Origin of the sequence: Pontibacter fetidus, from assembly GCF_010119545.1 — a bacterium.
Lineage (GTDB): Bacteria > Bacteroidota > Bacteroidia > Cytophagales > Hymenobacteraceae > Pontibacter > Pontibacter fetidus.
On record NZ_JAAEAA010000005.1, the window covers coordinates 96,888 to 117,674 of the forward strand.

A 20,787-nucleotide genomic window follows, 5' to 3' on the forward strand; every position below is an offset into this window, starting at 1 on the left:
CAAAATAAACCGTTCGGTTTTTAATTTCAAAACAAAAAGCTGCAAAATATAAGTATAGAATTGAATAGGGTAGGGGCTACCAGTCTGGTTTGCTGTTGTCTTTTTTGGTTTTTGCCTTTTTAGGAAGCTGTTGCAGGTATTGCAGTTCGGCATCGTGCATGGCATTCAATAACATCTTGGCTTTTTCGGCGCTTATTTTTACCTGCTGCCTTTCTGATTGTGTGCGGGCACGTGTGTCTTCAGCAGATGCATTGTCGCTGCTGCCGCGCTGGTCTGGTTGGTTAGGGTCAAACGGGTTGTCGAGTTGTTGTCCTTCGGTTTCGCCGGGAGCATTGCCAACTGCCTGTTCCTTATCTTTTTGTTTTGGTTGTTTGCTTTGGCCACCCTGCTTCTGCTCCTGGCCAGCTGGGTCGAGTTGCGGCTGTTCTATTTCCTGTTCGTCGGTGCCGTTTGCGTCAGGTTTTTGTTTGGGTTGCGGCTCCATTTCTTCATCAAAAGCGGGAGGGGGCAACTGTTCGTCTCCCTGCTCATTTTGCCTGGCTTCCGGTGCCGGTTTGTCCTGTTCCGCTTTTTCGGGGTGCAGTAACAGGTATTTTTTCAGGAGCTCGTAGTTATAGCGGGCTATCTCATTTTCGGGGTTTGCCACTAGGGCGTTCCGGTAAAGCGAAAGGGCCTGGGCATATTTTTTTTGATCGGCTGCGATGTTTCCTAACTGCAAATGCACCACCGACCGGATGTGTTCGGATGAATGGTCGGCAAGCAGGCGGTATTGTTCCTGCGCATCTTCCATCAAACCGGCTTTAAAGTAAGCGTGTCCCAGGTTCAGGCGCAGCTGGTCATCCTTTACTTCCAGGTCTTGCAACAGGTATTCGTAAGCAGTAATGGCTTCGGCATAGTTCTCTTTTGCGTAAGCTTTGGCGGCACGGTCTGCGTAATCGTTTATCCTGGAAATGGTTTTGATGCCAGACCCCGGAATGGTAAGGAAAAGAAGTATAGCCAGCCACACTTTCATATCCGCACGATCTTTATAGTTATCAACGCATCCAGCAATATAAGGATAAGCGCCAGCGCCAATGGGTAAACATACTTGTTAGCTGTTACATCTATTGTTTTGCTTTCGCGCAGCTCACCTTCAATGTTGTTGATAGCGCTTACCAACCGGCTTACTTCACTGATGCGGTCGTTTACCTCAAAGTATTGCCCGTTGGTAAGTTCGGCCAGTTTTACTAAAGGCTCCGGATTAAGTTTGGTAACTATAATGTTGCCGTCGTTGTCGCGTTTAAAACGGTTGCCTTGCGGTATGCGGCTGCCCTCGGTGGTGCCCACGCCCAGTGTAAACACCCGTATGTTCTGTTCGCGAAGTTGTTCGGCCAGCTGCTCTACATTTTCGCCAAAGTCTTCGCCATCACTTACCAATACCAGCACGCGGGCTTTTTGCTCTGCAGCCGGACTATTACCCAACTGCCCGAATTTCTCAACTGCAAGCTCAAGTATAGGTTCGTAATCGGTTCCGGTGTTTGGCAGCAGGCGGGTATATAAGGTACGGGTATAAAGCTGCAGGGCATTCTGGTCGTAGGTTAGCGGACTCTGTATGTAAGCGTCATCCCCGAAGATCATCAGCCCGATGCGGTCGGAGTTAAAGCGTGTAATAAGCCGCTCAATTTCCTGTTTCGATTTTTCAAGGCGCGACGGCTGTATATCAGTTGCATCCATAGAAGCCGAAAGGTCTACGGCAATGTACAGGTCTTTCCCTATCGTTTTGATCTCCTTTTTCATGGCACCGAAAGAGGGACCAAGTATAGCTATAACTATAAGGATAAGGTAGAGGTGGCGCAACACATATTTAACCCAGATGCCATGCGGCCGTTGCCCGAAGAACTGTGCCACCCGCTGCACACGCCACAGGTAGCCGATGTACAGCCCAAAAAAGAGCGCACCGAACAAAATCTCGAGCAGGGTGATGGTTTGGTACCAGGTCATTTAGTGCAAAAGAAAACGGGCTATAGTTTATAGTTTGCCTCAAACTATAGACCAACCGGTTACAAAGATAAGAATTAACTGCAGCCCGTAACTATGCGTTTGCAGCCTCAGAAACGCACTTTTTAATTTTTTTTGTGTGGTGCCTTAAAAAACTTTTTAGAGTAGGATATTGGCAAGTTGATTTAGTATCAATTACTTAAGCAGGAGGCAAGGGGAGGGGTTGACTTGATTGGCTGAAAAAGGCCTTTAAATTTTGAGTACAGCTATTGCACGGTCGTAAAGTTTTTGTAAGTTTGCATACTCTTTAGCAGAAAGAGGCCCGGAGGGGTGGGTGAGTGGCTGAAACCAGCAGTTTGCTAAACTGCCGTACTGGTAACGGTACCGGGGGTTCGAATCCCCCCTCCTCCGCAAGAGAAATATTTTTAAAATTTGTTTTGACAGTTTAAAAACTTCTCTTACTTTTGCACCGCGTTCAACAATAACAGCACGTAAGTGTTACCGGAGTTGAAAGCATAGTTCGGGGTGTAGCGTAGCCCGGTATCGCGCCACATTTGGGATGTGGAGGTCGTAGGTTCGAATCCTGCCACCCCGACTTAAAAATTTCGGAAGCAATTCCGAAATTTTTTGTTTAAAGGATACAGTAAACACTGTAACCATGGTCTCGTAGCTCAGCTGGATAGAGCAACTGCCTTCTAAGCAGTAGGTCTTTGGTTCGAATCCAAACGGGATCACTAAAAAGCCTCTTTGCATTGTGCGAAGAGGCTTTTTTGTTTGCTTTGTTCTTTCCTGATTTAACTTGTTTTAGTATATTCAGGTTTTACCAATTGCTTAGCTTGTAATGCCTTACCTTTCTTCTAAACCGTTACCGGATAGTGTAATAACCTGCTATAAAAAAGATTATGTAATTATAACCTTGCATACAGGTAGCGGTATTTTAACTGTTAAATGGCTAAGACCTGTAGATAGTAGGGAATATAGAACGGGCATTAAAGAAACTGGTAAAATTTTGCTGGAAAATAACCTGGAAAAGCTGCTTGTCAATAATCAGCTGATGGATGTGCTTACTGCAGATGACCAGGGCTGGCTCGCAAAGATATCTATTGAAGTTATCTCAAAAAGTGAGCTAAAGTATCTGGCAATTGTATCTTCTACAAACATGATGCAGCAACTTACAAATGAGGCATTAGATGTAAGGGTAAAGCAGGAGACTCCACCTTTTGAGACACAATATTTTTACATGGAGCGGGATGCCATGGAGTGGTTACAAGGGATTTATAAAGAATAACAGAAAAGCAGCTCTGAAACGACTATAAATTTCAGCACTTCAGGTAATGGGCAGCCGCCATTTGCCAAACTTAATCTCTCTTATGCTCTACCGGGCAATCTTCTAACATCACTTCTACCTCCGGAAAAGTATAGCGCTTGTTTTTGTTGCCGAAATTGGTTTGTATATAGTTTAGCAGGTTAGTGATTTCGTCCTCGCGCAGGGTAGGTACGCCGGGCATAGCCTTATTATATTCAATACCATTCACTACCATCGGACCATCGGCACCGTTACGGATAAGGCAGGCCAGTTCGTTACGGTGGGTTTGCAGGTAATCGGCGTTGGCAATAGGCGGAATAAGGCCACGTAAACCGGAACCATCCTCCATGTGGCAACTCTGGCAATGCTGCGCATATAATTTCTGGCCCTGGTTCTGTTTATTGGTAAAGCATTGTGTAAGTGTTAGGAGCGCAGTTGCACCAAAAACTATAGTTGTAAATCTACTTTTTCTCATGCTGTTGTTCTTTCAGCAATACTTTCATATCCTCAATCAGCCTGTCTACATCTGCCTGTTCGGTGCCTTCGTATTTGCCGCGTATGTGGCGGTTTTGGTCTATCAGCATAAAATGGCCGCTATGCGAAAAGCCTCCTTCCACGCCTTTATCTTCCTGGGCACCTACAAAATATTGCATGGCCATGTCGTAAATGCTGTCCCGGTCGCCGGTTACAAAGTGCCATTTGTCGGTTTCTACGTTCAGGCGCTCGGCATACTCTTTTAAAACAGCTACCGTGTCGTGTTTTGGGTCTATGGTATGGGAGAGGAGAACAACATTTGGGTTGTCTTTATAAGCCTCGTACACGCGCAGCATCTGGCTTTTCATTTTAGGGCAAATGCTGGGGCAGGTCGTAAAAAAGAAATCCGTTACATAGACCTTTCCGGCCACAGTTTCCTGTGTTACCAGTTGGCTGTCCTGGTCTACAAAGCTGAAGTCGGGTATCTGGTGGTAAACGGTATCTACTATAGTTTTACCGTTTACCTGGCGTTCTACAGCTTCCCGCTCGCCCAAAATAGGTAAGGTTTCTGTGGCGGGGTTGCTCTGGCAGCTATAAGTAAGGGCAGCGGTTAGTATAAAAGCGACGGCAACTATAGTTTGTTTCAGGCTATAGTTAGTTGGTTGGTTCATGTTGCTGGTAAGTTTGGCGGGCAGCCTGTATGGTGCTGTCCATGGTTGTTTTTACGCGTTCTATTTTCTGTAATTCCTGCTGCAGGTACTCCATTGCCTGCTGGTGCTGCAAAGAGTCCGGGGCGCTATAGTTACGCATCCAGCCCATCATATGCTCGTCGGCATTGTTCAGGGCGTTAATGTTTTGCTGCAGCAGTTGCAACGTGGCGCTGTCTGTTTGCTGTGCGGCTAGCGTATCGTGCAGGGCATTCAGGTTGCGGCGGAGTTTGAAGATCTGGTCCATTTCGGCCATGGCAGAATCGTGTACGGCCATTACGTGGTTCTCGAGTTCGGTTTTCTGCTCAGCTTCCGAGGATCCTGGTTTACAACTATAAAGTATCGTTACAGGCAGTGCCAGAAGTATAAGTAGCTTTTTCATGATGTGTTTCAGGATGAAGCTTTTAATTACAACCGCGAAGGTACGGTTAACTATAGCAATGTAAAAATGCAGGCAGTTTTAAATTGGATTTAGCTTACAGCAAAGCAGATATGGAATGACTAATTGGTAATGACGAATGATTAATGAATAATGAGTTATGAAAATTAGTCATTCATAATTCGTCACTATTCATTAAAGCCTACCATTTCTTGAACACGAAGAATACCGCAGCCAGAATTAGTACAAAGCCAACAATGTAATTCCATTTTACTTCTTCGCGCAGGTATAACACTGAAAAGCCGATAAACACTACCAGTGTAATTACTTCCTGAATTGTTTTGAGTTGGAAGGCGCTAAACTGCCCATGACCAATACGGTTGGCAGGCACCTGGAAACAGTATTCAAAAAACGCGATAAGCCAACTGATAAGTATAACTTTCCAAAGCGACACATCTTTATACTTCAGGTGTCCATACCAGGCAAAGGTCATAAATATGTTAGAGATAAGCAGCAGAACTATCGTTTTCATGAGTACAGCGATTAGCTTCAAAATTTAAGAAAATATCTGCAACTGCTACCACCTCATACCTGATTTTATATTTTAAACTAAAAGCGCCAGCTATATTTTATTGTTATGTGTGGTGCTTTTTTAATACTACAGTTGAGTTAACGTAACGGTTAAAGTATAACAGTTACAGGGTGTATCCTGCAAATAAAATCTATAGTTTGCCTTTAGCTGTAAGTCCGGATTACCAGGATAGTATTGCTGTTTTATGACATGGCCCTGGGGTAACTTATAACTATAGTTTATTTTTGTATTTTGTTGGGTATAAGGTTGCTACACAGGCACTAAAGCAATTATAATTTTGTTGATATAAAGATGTGGTTTACTTTAGGCAAAGTATAAAATTCCGGCACTGCAAGGCAGGTAGTTTTTAGCCGCCCAAAGTATAGCATAAACAAAATAAAAGTGGTAATTTTACCTATTAATCTACCTTATTAACACACATGAGTGAAGTAGAAGCACAAAGAGCTAACGATTATTCAGCAGATAGCATACAGGTACTGGAAGGACTTGAAGCAGTTCGTAAAAGACCAGCCATGTACATCGGCGACATTGGTATAAAGGGCTTGCACCACCTGGTTTGGGAAGTAGTAGATAACTCTATAGATGAGGCCCTTGCAGGTCATTGCGATGAGATCAATGTTACCATCAACGAGGACAACTCTGTTACAGTATCAGACAACGGACGTGGTATCCCGACAGATTTTCACCAGAAAGAAGGCCGCTCTGCCCTGGAGGTAGTAATGACGGTACTGCACGCCGGTGGTAAATTCGATAAAGACACGTATAAAGTTTCGGGTGGTTTGCACGGGGTAGGTGTGAGTTGCGTTAACGCACTCTCTACGGACCTGCACGTAACGGTGCACCGCAACGGTAAAGTGTTTGAACAGCACTATAACATTGGTATACCGGCTTACCCGGTACGCGAAATTGGTACAACCGACAGAACGGGTACGCAGGTGCATTTTAAGCCTGATGCTTCCATTTTTACGGTAACCGAATATAAGTACGACACTGTTGCAAGCCGTTTACGTGAGCTTGCTTTCCTGAACAAAGGCATCCGCATTAACCTGAAAGACCTGCGCGAACTAAACGAGCAGGGCGAGCCGTTGAACGATACCTTCTTCTCTGAAGGTGGTCTGAAAGAATTCGTTGCTTACCTGGATGAGACCCGCGAGAACCTGATTCCGGAACCGATACACGTAGAAAGCGAGAAAAATGGTGTACCAGTAGAGATTGCGCTGCAGTATAACACCTCGTATGCTGAGAACATCTTTTCGTACGTAAACAATATTAACACCATTGAAGGTGGTACGCACGTAGCCGGTTTCCGCCGGGCACTTACCCGTACCCTGAAAGCTTATGCCGAGAAATCAGGCATGCTGGATAAGCTGAAGATTGACATTGCCGGTGACGACTTCAGAGAAGGTTTGACAGCTGTAATCTCGGTTAAAGTACAGGAGCCGCAGTTTGAAGGACAGACAAAAACCAAACTGGGTAACTCCGAAGTTTCGGGTGCTGTGGATGTGGCTGTTGGCGAAATGCTGAATACGTTCCTTGAAGAGAATCCGAAAGAAGCCCGAACTATAGTTCAGAAAGTGATACTGGCTGCACAGGCCCGTAACGCAGCCCGCAAGGCCCGCGAAATGGTGCAGCGCAAGAACGTACTCTCCAGCACCAGCTTGCCTGGTAAACTGGCCGACTGCTCTGATAACAATCCTGAAAACTGCGAAATATACCTGGTAGAGGGTGACTCTGCGGGTGGATCAGCTAAACAAGGTCGTAACCGTATGTTCCAGGCTATACTTCCGTTGCGTGGTAAGATCCTGAACGTAGAGAAAGCACAGGAGCACCGCATTTACGAGAACGAAGAGATCAAGAACATGATCACGGCGTTTGGTGTGAGCTTCGGTACTTCGGAAGGCGAGAAAGCCCTGAACATGGAGAAGCTTCGTTATCACCGTATTATCATCATGACGGATGCGGACGTGGACGGATCACACATCCGAACCCTGATCCTGACATTCTTCTTCCGTTATATGCGCGAACTTATCGAGAAAGGCTATATATACATTGCGCTTCCACCGCTATACCTGGTTAAAAAAGGTAAAGAGGAACGCTATTGCTGGAGTGAGCAAGACCGTGCAGATGCCATTGCCGAACTTGGTAAAGGTAAAGACGAAAGTGTGAACGTGCAGCGTTACAAAGGTCTTGGTGAGATGAACCCGGAACAGCTCTGGACAACGACCATGAACCCGGAAGTAAGAAGCTTAAAGCAGGTAACTATAGAATCAGCTGCCGAAGCCGATCACCTGTTCTCGATGCTGATGGGCGACGAAGTAGGCCCACGCCGCGACTTTATTGAGCGTAACTCCAAGTATGCACGCGTAGACGTGTAAGCTATAGTTCTTATTGATTACAGAAGCCGGCTGTACTGCAAAGTATGGCCGGCTTTTTTATTGGAAATCTCCTGGAAATGCCGCCAGTTTGAGCGCAACAGTAACTGGAGGTGGAGTATGGTGCCAGTTTGCAACTGACGAAACTATAGTTTGTGGTATAATACCACTATTGATTGAGTTTTGCGCATCTAATAATTGCCCTCGCTCGCCTCTGGCGAGTGTGAGTTACAAGTGGCGTCTCGCCACGTCATACTTCATATATAGAACAGATTGAGCTACAAAGTATAAGTTACAGTGGCCAGAGGCCGCGAGTAGCTCACACTCGCCAGAGGCGAGCGAGGGCAGGGGTATAGGGCCAGTTTGTAACTGGCGTATTCCAGAACTATAGTTTCGCCAGTTGCAAACTGGCCCCATGTGCAGTCACAAGTTACGCTTACGCTAAACCTGCGACATTGCCGGTAAAAGCCGGCTGTACTGCAAAGTATAGCCGGCTTTTTTTGTGGGCTAACTATACCTGTAACTATAGTTTTGGCTATATTTAAGTTTATATATGTAATTGGCACTGCAGAACCAGTAGAAAAAGTCCTGGTTTGGAGGGGCATGCTCGTTTCATTCTTAAAATTAAGCTGCTATGGCGCGAGCGTTTTTGCCCCGAAATGCTTCGGGATCTGCGACTCGTGTCGAACTATAGTTGGGCATCCGGCCATTGGATCACAGATCCACGATTATAATAAGTCACGGATCACAGATCCGCGCAAGCAAAACGGAGAATGAAAGTCCCCCTTTGGACAGGGTCGTTTCATTCTCCATTTTTTGTCATCCTGTAAGGATCTTTTGAGTTAATAGTAAAGGCTTAACCTCCGGGGGTAGGGGCCCTCTTCTTCCACCAAGTTTCTTAACAGAATGACAGTAGATTTTTAGATCGTTTTCTTAGAACAAAAGTCCCCCTTTGGAGGGGGTAGGGGGAGGACAACACATACCTGATCCGTGAATTTAAGATCAAATAAAGTAAAAATCCTCCCCCTACCCCCTCCGAAGGGGGACACAAAAACTTGCAAAACAGGAGTGTACATTTGCCCTCTACCCAAAAGCGTTCGGGACGAGGGCGTTATAGTAAATGTTTTTGTCAGAACTTAACAGCCCTGCCCTTGAGCGAAGTTAGAAGCGGGTTAAATTTTAATAACGCAGGCAAATCGCAACTTAGGTTAAATTAAATAACTTTAACTCCTGATTTCTATACTTACCCGAACCGGTTTATACTTATGAAAAAGCTTTCCCTTGTTTTAGGTTTTATACTTTTGGCAACTATAGTTGCAGTGGCGCAGCAGGCTCTACTTAAAACCGTTACTTTTAAACTATACGCTCCCTCGCTTGCCGATAGCAGCACCGTTTATATAGCCGGAAGCGAACCACAGATCGGCAACTGGAACCCCGGAAAAGTTAAGCTCCAAAGCAAAGGCAACCACACCTGGCAAATACAGGTGCAGTTTCCGGCCCAAACACATCTCGAATACAAGTATACCCTCGGCTCCTGGGACCGCGAAGGCACCGACGCAAAAGGCTTTCCGCTACAAAACTTCAGCACAACTATAACACAGGACACAACTATAGCAAACACCATAGAGCACTGGCTGGATAAAAAAACACGTCCGTTTAAAGGCGGCATTACCGGCATGGTAAAGTATCATAAAGGCTTAAAAGCAACAGGCCTGCAAGACCGCGATATTATAGTTTGGCTGCCCGAAGGTTATCAACAAAGCAAAGGCAAAAAGTACCCGGTACTATACATGCACGATGGCCAGAATATAGTTGATCCCGCCACCAGCTCGTTCGGAGTAGACTGGCACCTCGACGAAACCGCCGACAGCCTGATAAAAGCAAAAGCCATAAAACCGATTGTTATAGTTGGCATCTACAACACCTCTGATAGAAGCGACGAGTACACACCCGGCCCAAAAGGCACCGCCTACATGGATTTTGTAGTGAACACCGTAAAGCCTTTTATAGATAAAACCTACCGCACGAAAAAAGGCAGAAAACATACGGCCATAGGTGGCTCCTCGGCTGGCGGTATCATGGCCTTTATGCTGGCCTGGGAGTATCCTGAGGTTTTCTCGAAAGCCATCTGCATGTCGCCGGCCTTTAAAATACAACATATAGATTATGTAGATGATGTAATGAACTATAGTGGTAAAAAGAAGAAGGTTTTCTTATACATTGATAACGGCGGCATAGAGCTGGAAGAAAGGCTACAACCAGGCATCGACGACATGCTGCAAGCGCTTAAAGCAAAAGGCTATAAAGAGAACAAGGATTTTGTGTGGGTAAAAGCACCGCAGGACAAGCATTCTGAAGCAGCCTGGGCCAGACGTATGCCGCTGGCACTAAAGCTGATCTTCGGCAATGGTAAGGTTACAAAGTAAGTATAGCGCTATTATGAAATTGATTAAAGTTGCTATCGCTATCATCGCTACTTTTCTGAGTTTGCCGGCACTTGCCCAACCACACGCAGGGGTTAGTTTAAAAGCCCGTGCCACCGGTTACTACGGCACCTTTGGCCAAACCTATAGTTCTGTTGGCTACGAACCCTCGCTCACCATAAAACCTGGCGCTGCGCCCTGGGCCGGAGGCATCAGTTTTTCCCGGAATATACTGGGCTACGATGCCAACTCCGATATGAAAGCCGGAACGAGCCTGTTAACCTTTCATGTAGGGGCTACTAAAGCGATGGGTAGCTATGTGCATCCGTTTGCTTACCTGTTGTTTGGCTTCCGGTTCATGGATTACAAAAGCGATGACATGTCTGCTGACGATGACCCCTTGTTTTCGTCCATCACGTTGGGCTACGGTGCCCGAACAGGAGTGCAGCTAGGCAAAGGCAAATGGCGTTTCGAAGGAAGCGTAGAATACATGTCGGGTACCAAAGCCCGCTATCTTACACCCGCGTTGTTTAACGAAGCCACAACTTCCGGCAAAGAGTACCGCGATGTTGCCCGTCGGTCCGTTATAAGTGGCATTTCGGCAAGTGCCGGCGTTGCTTATGTCATCACCTGGGATAGCGAAACTATAGAATAGCTAACCTATAGTTTTTGTAACATGCCGACAGTTTGAGCGCAGCGGTAACTGGTGATTTAGTTTGACAGCCAGTTTGTAACTGGCGAATTCCGGAACTATAGCTTCGCTAGTTGCCTTGTCCCGAAGCATTTTAGGGAACTGGCCTTATGTGCAGTCACAAGTTGTGCTATCGCTAAACTTGCGGCATACTAAAATTCAAAGCCGACAGAAGCCCTCGCTCGCGTCCCGCGAGTGTGCGTTTCCTGCGGACTCTGGCCGCGTAAAACTATAGCTTAGTAAAGATTTAGAATCGCTGCTTGACGTGGCGGGACGCCACCGGTAGCTCACACTCGCGGGACGCGAGCGAAGGCATTAAAAAGGCCTCTTTTGCTGGCGCGGATCTGCGATCCGTGACTTACTTATAATGTCGGATTTGTAATCAGACTGGGGCAGCCTGTTCAACTATAGTTTGCCACGCATCCAGGCGCTTACGCAAATCTTCTGAAAGCAACTGCTTTGGCAAGGCAAGTATAGCTTCTGCATAACATCCCGATTTTTATGCAATTTGTATCTTGCAGCAAGTATAAACTATAGAAACATGCCGCCATTTGTAAGATATTTACAGTTTGCCTTAGCCTAAACTATACAATATCCGTTACAAACTATATATTAGCAGACAGGAGCGTAAACAACCTGAATTACCGCCGGCAATTATACCCGACCGGCCCTTAAACACCCGAAAGCATGCTTATCAATAAGGTTTCTGACCAGATTAAAAAAAGTAAATACATTAGCCGCGACCTGAGCTGGCTGCGCTTTAACTACCGCGTACTCGATCAGGCCCGCGATACCAATAAGTCTATTTTCGACAGGCTGAAATTCCTGGCCATCACGTCCTCAAACCTGGACGAATTCTTTATGATCCGGGTGGGCAGTTTGTACAACTACATCGATTATGGAAAGGAACGTACCGACTACTCCGGGCTGCGCGAACTACCATTCCGTAAAAAGCTACTCGATTATTCGCACCGCTTTGTAAACGACCAGTACCTGACCTACAACAACGAACTGAAGCCCCTTTTTGATAAGCACGGCTTTGATGTGTTGCTGGTGAGCGAGCTGACCGAGATCGAGCAGAAGAAAGTGGATTCGTATTTCAAAAACACCATTTTTCCGCTACTCACGCCCATGGTGTTCGATAATTACCACGGCTTTCCGCTGCTGATGAACCAGTTGCTGACCTTTGGCGTGGTAACCCGCACCGATGAAGACCAGAAAGCGCAGGACCGCTTAACGTTTGTACAGATACCCCAAAACCTGGCGCGTTTTTACGAGATCAACCGAAAGGACAAGATCATATTTGTGCCGATAGAAGAGATCATCCGCTGGAAAATAAAGAAGCTTTTCCGCAATGTTGAGATCGTGTCGGTTAACATGTTCCGGATTACCCGTAACGGTGATTTTACCCTGGAAGAGTCTGATGACATAGAAGCCGATTTTGTACAGGAGATAAAATCCAAGTTAAAGACGCGTAAAAAAGGCCGCGTGGTGCGCCTGGAGGTGGAGCGCAACCCGTCTGCGTTTATGATGAAGATTTTGCGTGAGCGCTGGATAATAGATAATGCCAACGTGTTTACCATTAACAGCCTTATCGATTTTAAAGCTCTTTGGCAGATCATCAACCACCGGCAGTTTAAAGACAGGTGTTTTAAGCAGCCTTCGTCGGTTATGCCGGTAAGTTTGCCAAGCGATGGCGTAGATCTGTTCCAGTACCTGAAGGAGCACGACGTATTGCTGCACCACCCTTATAACAGCATGGAACCTGTGGTACAGTTGCTGGAGCGCGCCGCCGAAGACCCTTACGTACTGGGCATTAAGCAAACCATTTACCGCCTCGCAGACCAGAGTCGGGTTACGGCTGCCCTGTTAAAAGCCGCTGAAAATGGCAAGCACGTATCGGTATTGTTCGAGGTAAAAGCCCGCTTTGATGAGGAACGCAACCTGAAAGAAGGAGACCGTCTGGAAAAGGCCGGCTGCTTTGTGATCTACGGTATCAGCAAGTATAAAACACATACTAAAATGCTGATGATCATCAGGAAAGAAGGGGAGAAGGTAACACGTTACGTGCACATTGGCAGCGGTAACTATAACGAGCAAACCGCCCGCCTGTACTCCGACGTTAGTTTGCTTACCACCGACGAAGTTTACGCCCACGACGTTTCAGAATTCTTTAATGTAATAACCGGGCACTCCCGCCCCAACGAGTATAAATCGCTGATGACCTCGCCAAAGGGGTTACGCGCACAGCTGATAGAGCTGATACGCAACGAAGCTCGCAATGCCAAAAAAGGCTTGAAAAGTGGTATTGTCATCAAGATAAACTCTTTGGAAGATAAAGAGGTGATGGATGAGTTTTATAAAGCATCTAAAGCCGGTGTGCCTATTAAGCTTATAGTTCGGGGTATCTGCTGTCTGCGTCCTGGCCGCGAAGATCTGAGCGAAAATATTTTCGTGAAATCTATAGTTGGTGAGTACCTGGAGCACAGCCGCATTTACTACTTCCATAACAGTGGCGACGCCAAGGTATACAGTGGCAGTGCCGACATCATGGTGCGTAGTTTCGACAGAAGAATTGAGGCCTTGTTCCTGATACTAAACGAAGAACTGAAACGCGAAGCTATCACTATTCTGCACTATAACCTGCTCGATAACCAGAACTCGTATATTATGCGCGAAGATGGTACCTACGTGAAAAAACGCCCGGCTGTAGGAGAAGAGGTCGTGGACATCCACAAGGCTTTCTACAACCGCAGCATTTACGAAAACGCAGATTTTGATTTGGTGTAGGTCCCTCACCCCAGCCCTCTCCAGAAAAGGAGAGGGAGTTTTTGTCTGGATCAGGATTTTGAGGATTGATTAGAATTTGCAGGATTTTTAAACCTCACAGCGTCTTTAAGACCTGTGAGTGTTTCTTAACGGCGAAATGGCTGTACGTTAGACACTCACAGGTTTTGAAAACACTGTGAGGTCTTTAACTATAGTATAGATCCTAGTTCTATAACTATAACCTAACACCCAACCTTTTAATTTATCCCGCCAATAACAAACCGCTCCGGATGAAACTGCTCATAAAGGGCGTGGATCATGCCATCTTTCAAACCAACATTCGGTACCATCATACTTTCCAGTTTGGCCCAGCGCATAGCAGATAAGTAAATTTCGGCGGCTGGCAGAATAACGTCGGCACGGTCGGGGTTTAGGAGCAGTTTGGTGATGCGCTCTTCCATGGTCATGCCCGAAACCAGCGTTACTACTTCTTCGATCTGCTTTCTGAAAATGGGTTTGCCAGCGACTTTGCCGGCCATGTCATAGATCTTGTTAATGTTACCGCCCGTACCTATTGCGCGCGACAGGTGATATTTACGGGAGTTTTCCTCTATCCAGAGGCGCATATTATTCCAGAGCTCTTCGGAGTCGCGGCCGTGCATGTGGCGGATAGAGCCCTGCTCAAACGACCGGGAAGCCACTTTTTCGCGGTTTACATAGATGTTAAATTCAGTGCTGCCACCGCCTACGTCAATGTGCAGGTAGTTGCGTTCATCCAGGAAATTAACGATCACTTTGTTGATCAGTTCCGCTTCGGCCACACCGTCAATCACGTCTATCTTCATGCCCAGGCGCTCTTCCACCAGGCTCAGAATTTCGGGTGCGTTCTGTGAGTTACGCATCGCCGAGGTCGCACAGATCATAAAATGATCCACGTCGTGCACATCCAGCAGCAACTGAAAGGCATGCAGCAACTTTACAAACTTCTGTATTTTTAGCTCGCTGATAAGGCCGGTATTAAATACATCTTCGCCAAAACGGATGGCATACCGGATGTATTCTATTCGTTTGAATATAACGCTGGAGTTCTGGCTTAAAGCGCTGGAAATCTGGCATCTTACGGCGTTAGATCCTATGTCAATGGCGGCTAACTTTAACAAGCGGTATTGTTTTAAAGGTTTATAATGAAGGTTGCTACTTTCAAAGATAATCAGAAAACAGCATCCTTTAAAATCAAAAATGGCCATAACTAAGCTGGGTAGCGTATTTTTTTAGTGCTGCCATGCATCAGAAAAGCAGTTGCCTTTATACGGTATAGTTTTGCTGTTTAAACTATGGAGCCTGCAGGGCGTAAACTATACGTTAGGACGTACGCATAAACTATATTACTGATATGAGAAATCCACGATGGCGGGCACGGAAACGAAAAGTGGCTAAAAGGCTTTTCCCGCTTTTTGCACCGCTTATATTTTCGCCAATGGCATCACCGATCAGCACAAGTGCCGCAAAGAAAAGCGCGAAGAGCACTAACAAAACAGTTGTGGCCGGTTACAAAATTATGCAGTTTGATGAGGTAGCTTACAATTTATATAACGAGATGGGGTTGGGGCAGACGGGGCTGAAGTACGAGATATTCAGCAAGGCGCTGACAGGGTACTATAACATGAAACACGAAGGCCGTTTATCTGATAAACCTGTATTAACGATGGTCGACTTTACACGGTCATCAAAACAGAAAAGGCTCTGGGTGGTAGATATCGAAAAGAAGGAAATGCTGCATCACACATACGTGGCCCATGGCCGTAACTCGGGCGAAGAGTTTGCAGAAAATTTCTCGAACGATGATAAGTCTTATATGAGCAGCATAGGCTTTTATGTAACGCAGGCCACTTACCAGGGCAAGCATGGGTTGTCGCTAAAACTGGAAGGGTTGGACGAAGGCTTTAATACCAACGCCCTGGACCGCTGCGTAGTGATACACGGGGCCGAGTATGCGAGCCCGGCTTTTATAAAACAGTCTGGCAGGCTTGGCCGAAGCCTGGGTTGCCCGGCCTTACCCATGGAAGAGCACGAAGATATTATTAAAACCGTAATGGGCAGCACCGCCATGTACATACACGCCAACAAAGATACCTACACTTCGCATTACCTGGACCACACCACCGCTATGGCAGAATTGATAAACGACAACCCCAACAATACAAAGCTTCCGCCTAGTACGGATGTTTCCATTTAATGCCGCAGCCAATCGCCGCGTTCTGCTCAGTTGCCGGGCGCTGGCCTTGTAGTAAAGCATCGAGGGCGTTTGTAAGGTCTGAGCCCGTAACTGCTATGTTGTTGCCAGGCCTGGCATCGTCGAACTGCCCGTGGTAGGCTAAGCGCATGTTGGCATCATACACAAAAAACTCGGGGGTGCATACGGCCTGGTACGTGCGGGCTACCTGCTGTGTCTGGTCGTAAAGGTACGGGAACGGGAAACTATAGTCTTTGGCCAGGGCCTTCATTTTTTCGGGGCCGTCCTGTGGGTAGGTGCTGGCATCGTTGGCGTTAATAGCAACAAATCGTACGCCCTGCTGCTGGTAATGCCTGGCCACTTCTGTTACTTTATCAATTACATGCAGCACATACGGGCAGTGGTTACAGATAAACATAATAACCGTAGCTTTGGTAGAGGCTACATCGCGAAGCGAAAATAATTTGCCCGTTACGGTATCGAGCAACGCAAAATCGTGCGCCTGCGTGCCTAATGCAATCTCAGTAGCGTAAGCCATAGTTTTAGGGTTAGGGTGAGAGATGTGCCTTCAGTATAACCCGCCGGCACTCCTAAAATACCATAAACTTGCAACATTACAAACTGATTTCTGCTGCTTGTATTGTTATAGCTATAGTTCCCGCTTGCGGCCGTACAGTTCTGCCAGCGCATTCAGCCACTTTATATGTTTGGCTGTAAACTGATTTTTACGCAGTCGCCACTCCCAGTTACCGCTTGCCGTGGATGGTTTGTTCATGGTGGCTTCGGCGCCTAAGCCTAGCACATCCTGCATCGGAACTATAGCCAGCTGCGCTACCGAGGCATATGCCAACCGGATCATAACTTCATGCACATTGCTACTGGTAACCTGCCGAAAACTATAGTTGCTCAGCATTCGCCGGGATGCCGGAACTGCCTGCTGAAACCACGCACGAACGGTGGTGTTATCGTGGGTGCCGGTATAAACCAGGCTGTTTGGGGTGTGGTTATGTGGCAAAAAAGAACTATCGAACGCATGCTCGCTTACCTCAAATGCAAACAGCAACACCAGCATACCAGGCAAATCAAAATCTTTTATCAGGTCTTTAACAGGTTGGTCAATGTCGCCCAGGTCTTCGGCAATAATAGGCATGTCGCGGTGGTGTTGCCTGATGAGGGTGAGCAGCTCAAAACCCGGCGAATTTACCCATTTCCCGTTTATGGCAGTGTTATCGGTGGCAGGCACTTCCCAGTAAGCCGAAAAAGCCCTGAAATGGTCGAGGCGTAGCAGGCCAAACAGTTTCAGGTTATGGTCTATCCGGCGTATCCACCAGTCAAACCCATGTTTGGCCAGCACATCCCAGTTATAAACCGGCGTACCCCACAACTGCCCCGTTTCGCTGAAAAAGTCGGGCGGCACCCCTGAAACAGCGCTTGGTTTTTCGTCTTTATCCAGCTTAAAGTACGTGGGGTTTGTCCAGACATCGGCGCTGTCGAAACTGACATAGAACGGCATATCGCCAATCAGCTTTATCATTTTTGAGGCGCAGTAGGTTACCAGGTTTTGCCACTGCCTGAAAAACAGGAACTGCAGGAACTGCTCTTTCTCTATCTCGTCGGCCAGTACAGAGCCCAGCTGCTTTAAAGCTTCCTTTTTACGTCGTTTTATGGCCTCATCCCATTCTATCCAGGGTTTCTGCTCGTGGTGCCGCTGGAAAACTACAAAGTAACTATAGTCCTGCAGCCAGAAGTGGTGCTCTTCCTGAAAAGCCTCAAACTCCTGCCTTATAGTTGCAGGGGTGCTGGTTTTATAGTTGGTAAATGTCCTTTGCCAGATCTCTTTTTTGAAAGCTGTTGCCGCCTCGTAATTTACCCGGGAATCGGAGAACTTATAGTTGTGCTTCAGGTCTTTTTTGGTGAGCAGGCCATCTTCTAAAAGCAAATCGGGGCTTAGCAGCAACGGATTACCGGCAAAAGCAGAGTGGCTGCTGTAGGGTGAGTTACCCATGCCGGTTTCGGTTGGGTTTAGTGGGAGTATTTGCCAGTAGCGCTGCCCGGCTGCTTCTAATTGGTCGGCAAATTTGTAAGCTTCCGGGCCCAGATCGCCGATGCCGTATTTGGATGGCAGCGAGGTGATGTGCAGTAAAATGCCGCAGCTGCGATGTGGTAAGATCATGCGTTTGTTCCGGTTAAAAGTACAACAGGGAATGTTTCAGTTAGGGTAGCTAAAGTCAGTTTGCCGCTGAGCTGCTTATTGCCCAGTTCGTTCTGCCATTGCTGCGGCGCTCCATCCGGTAACACGAGTTCGGTATCACTCCAAACCTGCTCGCCTAAGGGTAAGTCTTTCTCACCGGTCAGTTTTGTTAGCAGCAGCGGCACAACAACTATAGCCCATTGATCTTTGTGCTTTCGTGCGAAGGCCAGCACGTGGTTTTTACACTTTCCAGTCGCTTTCATTGGCAAATATTCGCCCTGTTCAAATACTTCGCGGAAGTTGTTGCGCACTGCAAGGGTTCTGAACAGCAGGTATAGTTTTACCTGCCCATTTTCCGGTTGTTGTAGCAGTTGCTGGTGTAGTTCTGCCTGGTCGCCGGTAGCAGCAGCCTGTAGCTTATCCAGTGAACTCTGACGCAAACTATAGTCTACTTTCCGGCGGTTATCGGGGTCTACCAAACTCAGGTCCCAGAACTCGCAACCTTGGTAAACATCAGGTACGCCGGGGCAGGTAAGTTTGAGCAGCAACTGGTTTAAACTATAGAGCCAGCCGTAGTGCGACAGCTTGCGGAAGAACGGCAGGAAAATATCCAGAAAGCGCTTGCTTTTGAGCAGTTTCTGGGCAAGTTCTTTCGTAGCTTCTTCGTATTCCTCGTTCGGGTTGGTCCAGTTGGTGCGGGCTTTGGTTTCGCGCAGGGCTTTGGTAATGTATTCCTGTACCCGCTCAATCAGGGCATCGTCTATAGTTTCATCCATCGGCATTACTCCCAGCAGCGCCTGGAAAATAAAGTACAGGTCGTTGCGGCGCGGCACCATACCGGGCGCTACTTCCACGGCAAAATCAATCCATTGCTGCACGTTCTGTTCCCATTCTTCGGGCAGTTCGCTGATGACATTGATGCGCATGCGGGCATCTTCGCCGCGTTTGGTGTCGTGGGTGGCGGTGCCGTTAATGGAGTGCGGAAAGTGTTGCTGCCGGCGCTGCATGTGCTCGTGGAAACGCTCCGATGGCAGGTGAAAGATCTCCGGGCTGTTACCTACTTCGTTGAGCGAGAGCAGGCGGTTATAGTTGTAAAAAGTAGTGTCTTCCACACCCTTGGCTGCCAACGGACCTGTAAACTGCTGACTCCGCATCACAAAGTATAATTTGTCTCGCAACACATCTTCAGGCTCAGTCAGGTCAGGTTGATATACTTTGCGCAACGCTTCCAGTTGTTCCTGTCTTTCAGGAGCTTTTTCCAGTGCAGTAGTATATGCTTTCTCAATTACTTCATGGGCTACTTCCGGCAGCGGGAAGCTGTTGCCGTAAACGCGGTAAACCGGGAAAGAGGCCAGCCATACCGCCAATGCATGGTACCATGTTTCTTCGTAGGCTTCGGGCACGATCTGCAGGTGTTGCAGCAGGCGCAACAGGTTCTGTAGCTCGCCCTGCATGCGTTTTTCCAGTATAAATAGCTTTTTATCGAATACTAGTTTTTCGTAATCTGTAGTGGCAGTGGGTACTACGCGCTGGTATACTTCGGTCAGCTTTTCTTTGCCTTCCGGGTCAGTCATCACATTGCTCACCCACGCTAAAAAGTCGTAGCCGGAGTTGCCTTGTATCGGCCAGTAATCGGGTATCACTTCTTCGCCTTCCAGAATTTTTTCTACCACAATGTACTTTTCATCGCCGGCCATTTCACGGAGTTGCTGTAGGTATTTATCCGGATCAAAAAGGCCATCAACGTGGTCTACGCGCAGGCCCTGCACCAACCCCTGGTGGCAAAGCTGCTTGATAAACTGGTGGTACTTTTCAAAAACTTCCGGCTTCTCAATGCTCAGGCAGATCAGGTCGTTTACCGTAAAAAAACGACGGTAATTCATCTTCTGCTGGGACTCCTGCCAGAAACATAGTTTAAAGAACTGCAGGTCGAGCAGCTCCTGTAACTGCTTCTGATCTGCGTTTATCTTTTCCAGCAGTTTCTCCAGCGCAGCGCTATTGTTTATAGTTGAATGTAACGCCTGCTTTGCCTGTTGCCAGCGGGCAATGTCTATTTTATCCGAAGCTATAGTTTGCTCTAAGTGCTGCTGGTGTTTTTTTATAGTTTGGTCTCCGGAAGCATCAGCCAGTTTCTGCAGCAGGTAAGGGTAGGAGTTTATACTTGCCGGGTACACATTATCAAAATAAGCGATGTGGAAGCCGGTCTCATCATAGGTGAGTTTTAGCTGACTCTGCTCCAGAACCTTCTCCAGTGGCTCGCCCAGGAACGGCACCATCACTTTTCCTTCAAATTCTGGGTGCGTAAAGTTGATATCGAAGAAACTATAGAAGTTTGATTTCTGGCCTTTCTCCAGCACATCCATCAGCCACACGTTGGTGGGGTGGTAGGCCATGTGGTTAGGCACGATGTCCTGCAGCCAGCCCATGTTGCGTTTGCGCAGCTCTTCAGCAATATCTTCCAACTCATCCAGCGTTCCGATCTCGGGGTTTATCTGGTGCGGATTCACTACATCGTAGCCATGTTCGCTGCCGGGTGCGGCGGTGAAAAAAGGGGCAGCGTAAATGGTGCTGATGCCCAGGTCGTGCAGGTACGGAATCAGCTGTTTTACTTCGGTTAATTTAAGCTTTGGCGAGAGCTGCAGGCGGTATGTGGCTAGTGGTATATAAGTCATG

Annotated in this window: 16 protein-coding genes and 3 tRNA genes; 9 read left to right on the top strand and 10 right to left on the bottom strand. The window is 47.2% G+C overall.

Annotated elements, in window-relative coordinates; translation table 11 throughout:
* Positions 1 to 76: 76 nt before the first annotated feature.
* Both GWO68_RS05270 and GWO68_RS05275 read right to left on the bottom strand, forming a co-directional pair.
* Positions 77 to 1,012, bottom strand: a complete 936-nt coding sequence (locus tag GWO68_RS05270) for an aerotolerance protein (RefSeq protein WP_162345375.1) — start codon at positions 1,010 to 1,012, stop codon at positions 77 to 79.
* Positions 1,009 to 1,980, bottom strand: a complete 972-nt coding sequence (locus tag GWO68_RS05275; protein ID WP_162345376.1) for a VWA domain-containing protein — start codon at positions 1,978 to 1,980, stop codon at positions 1,009 to 1,011. The genes GWO68_RS05270 and GWO68_RS05275 overlap by 4 nt, the downstream gene beginning before the upstream one ends.
* A gap of 321 nt (positions 1,981 to 2,301) precedes the next feature.
* Here GWO68_RS05275 and GWO68_RS05280 point away from each other — a divergent pair.
* From GWO68_RS05280 to GWO68_RS05295, 4 genes are all read left to right on the top strand, one after another.
* Positions 2,302 to 2,388 (top strand) — tRNA-Ser (locus tag GWO68_RS05280).
* Positions 2,389 to 2,498: 110 nt separating this feature from the next.
* Positions 2,499 to 2,572 (top strand) — tRNA-Pro (locus GWO68_RS05285).
* Positions 2,573 to 2,637: 65 nt separating this feature from the next.
* Positions 2,638 to 2,711, top strand: a tRNA-Arg gene (locus GWO68_RS05290).
* A 107-nt stretch (positions 2,712 to 2,818) separates the two neighbouring features.
* Positions 2,819 to 3,265 (top strand): hypothetical protein, encoded by a 447-nt coding sequence (locus tag GWO68_RS05295; RefSeq protein WP_162345377.1) that lies wholly within the window; start codon positions 2,819 to 2,821, stop codon positions 3,263 to 3,265.
* A gap of 70 nt (positions 3,266 to 3,335) precedes the next feature.
* Here the strand turns inward: GWO68_RS05295 and GWO68_RS05300 are convergent, their stop codons facing one another.
* The 4 genes from GWO68_RS05300 to GWO68_RS05315 all read right to left on the bottom strand — a co-directional run bounded on the left by GWO68_RS05300 (position 3,336) and on the right by GWO68_RS05315 (position 5,375).
* The gene (locus GWO68_RS05300) at positions 3,336 to 3,758 is read right to left on the bottom strand and encodes a c-type cytochrome (RefSeq protein ID WP_162345378.1); all 423 of its coding nucleotides are present in this window, start codon (positions 3,756 to 3,758) and stop codon (positions 3,336 to 3,338) included.
* Entirely contained in the window at positions 3,745 to 4,428 is a 684-nt protein-coding gene (locus tag GWO68_RS05305) for an SCO family protein (RefSeq protein WP_162345379.1), read from the bottom strand. The genes GWO68_RS05300 and GWO68_RS05305 overlap by 14 nt, the downstream gene beginning before the upstream one ends.
* Entirely contained in the window at positions 4,412 to 4,846 is a 435-nt protein-coding gene (locus tag GWO68_RS05310; protein WP_162345380.1) for a hypothetical protein, read from the bottom strand. The genes GWO68_RS05305 and GWO68_RS05310 overlap by 17 nt, the downstream gene beginning before the upstream one ends.
* A gap of 199 nt (positions 4,847 to 5,045) precedes the next feature.
* A complete protein-coding gene (locus GWO68_RS05315; RefSeq protein ID WP_162345381.1) occupies positions 5,046 to 5,375 on the bottom strand; it encodes a DMT family protein in 330 nt (109 codons plus the stop codon).
* 479 nt (positions 5,376 to 5,854) lie between these two features.
* On the opposite strand from GWO68_RS05315, the gene gyrB reads away from it, so the two are divergent.
* From gyrB to ppk1, 4 genes are all read left to right on the top strand, one after another.
* Positions 5,855 to 7,810, top strand: a complete 1,956-nt coding sequence (gene gyrB / locus GWO68_RS05320) for a DNA topoisomerase (ATP-hydrolyzing) subunit B (protein WP_162345382.1) — start codon at positions 5,855 to 5,857, stop codon at positions 7,808 to 7,810.
* Between the two features lie 1,262 nt (positions 7,811 to 9,072).
* On the top strand, positions 9,073 to 10,233 hold the full coding sequence (locus GWO68_RS05330) for an alpha/beta hydrolase-fold protein (protein ID WP_162345384.1): 1,161 nt from the start codon (positions 9,073 to 9,075) through the stop codon (positions 10,231 to 10,233).
* A gap of 13 nt (positions 10,234 to 10,246) precedes the next feature.
* On the top strand, positions 10,247 to 10,885 hold the full coding sequence (locus tag GWO68_RS05335; protein ID WP_162345385.1) for a hypothetical protein: 639 nt from the start codon (positions 10,247 to 10,249) through the stop codon (positions 10,883 to 10,885).
* 723 nt (positions 10,886 to 11,608) lie between these two features.
* Complete coding sequence (gene ppk1 / locus GWO68_RS05340; protein WP_162345386.1) at positions 11,609 to 13,711, top strand: polyphosphate kinase 1; 2,103 nt, start codon at positions 11,609 to 11,611, stop codon at positions 13,709 to 13,711.
* Between the two features lie 236 nt (positions 13,712 to 13,947).
* On the opposite strand, the gene GWO68_RS05345 is transcribed toward ppk1, so the two are convergent.
* Entirely contained in the window at positions 13,948 to 14,850 is a 903-nt protein-coding gene (locus tag GWO68_RS05345; RefSeq protein WP_235941947.1) for a Ppx/GppA phosphatase family protein, read from the bottom strand.
* Positions 14,851 to 15,083: 233 nt separating this feature from the next.
* On the opposite strand from GWO68_RS05345, the gene GWO68_RS05350 reads away from it, so the two are divergent.
* A complete protein-coding gene (locus tag GWO68_RS05350) occupies positions 15,084 to 15,926 on the top strand; it encodes a murein L,D-transpeptidase catalytic domain family protein (protein ID WP_235941948.1) in 843 nt (280 codons plus the stop codon).
* Here the strand turns inward: GWO68_RS05350 and GWO68_RS05355 are convergent.
* The 3 genes from GWO68_RS05355 to treY all read right to left on the bottom strand — a co-directional run bounded on the left by GWO68_RS05355 (position 15,904) and on the right by treY (position 20,786).
* Positions 15,904 to 16,461, bottom strand: a complete 558-nt coding sequence (locus tag GWO68_RS05355; protein ID WP_162345388.1) for a thioredoxin family protein — start codon at positions 16,459 to 16,461, stop codon at positions 15,904 to 15,906. The two genes, GWO68_RS05350 and GWO68_RS05355, sit on opposite strands and share 23 nt — an antisense overlap.
* A gap of 111 nt (positions 16,462 to 16,572) precedes the next feature.
* On the bottom strand, positions 16,573 to 18,096 hold the full coding sequence (gene malQ / locus GWO68_RS05360) for a 4-alpha-glucanotransferase (RefSeq protein WP_162345389.1): 1,524 nt from the start codon (positions 18,094 to 18,096) through the stop codon (positions 16,573 to 16,575).
* Positions 18,093 to 20,786 carry a malto-oligosyltrehalose synthase gene (gene treY / locus GWO68_RS05365; RefSeq protein ID WP_162345390.1) on the bottom strand — a complete coding sequence of 898 codons (2,694 nt, stop codon included), beginning with the start codon at positions 20,784 to 20,786 and terminating at the stop codon, positions 18,093 to 18,095. Before treY ends, malQ begins: the two co-directional genes overlap by 4 nt.
* Position 20,787 lies beyond the last annotated feature (1 nt).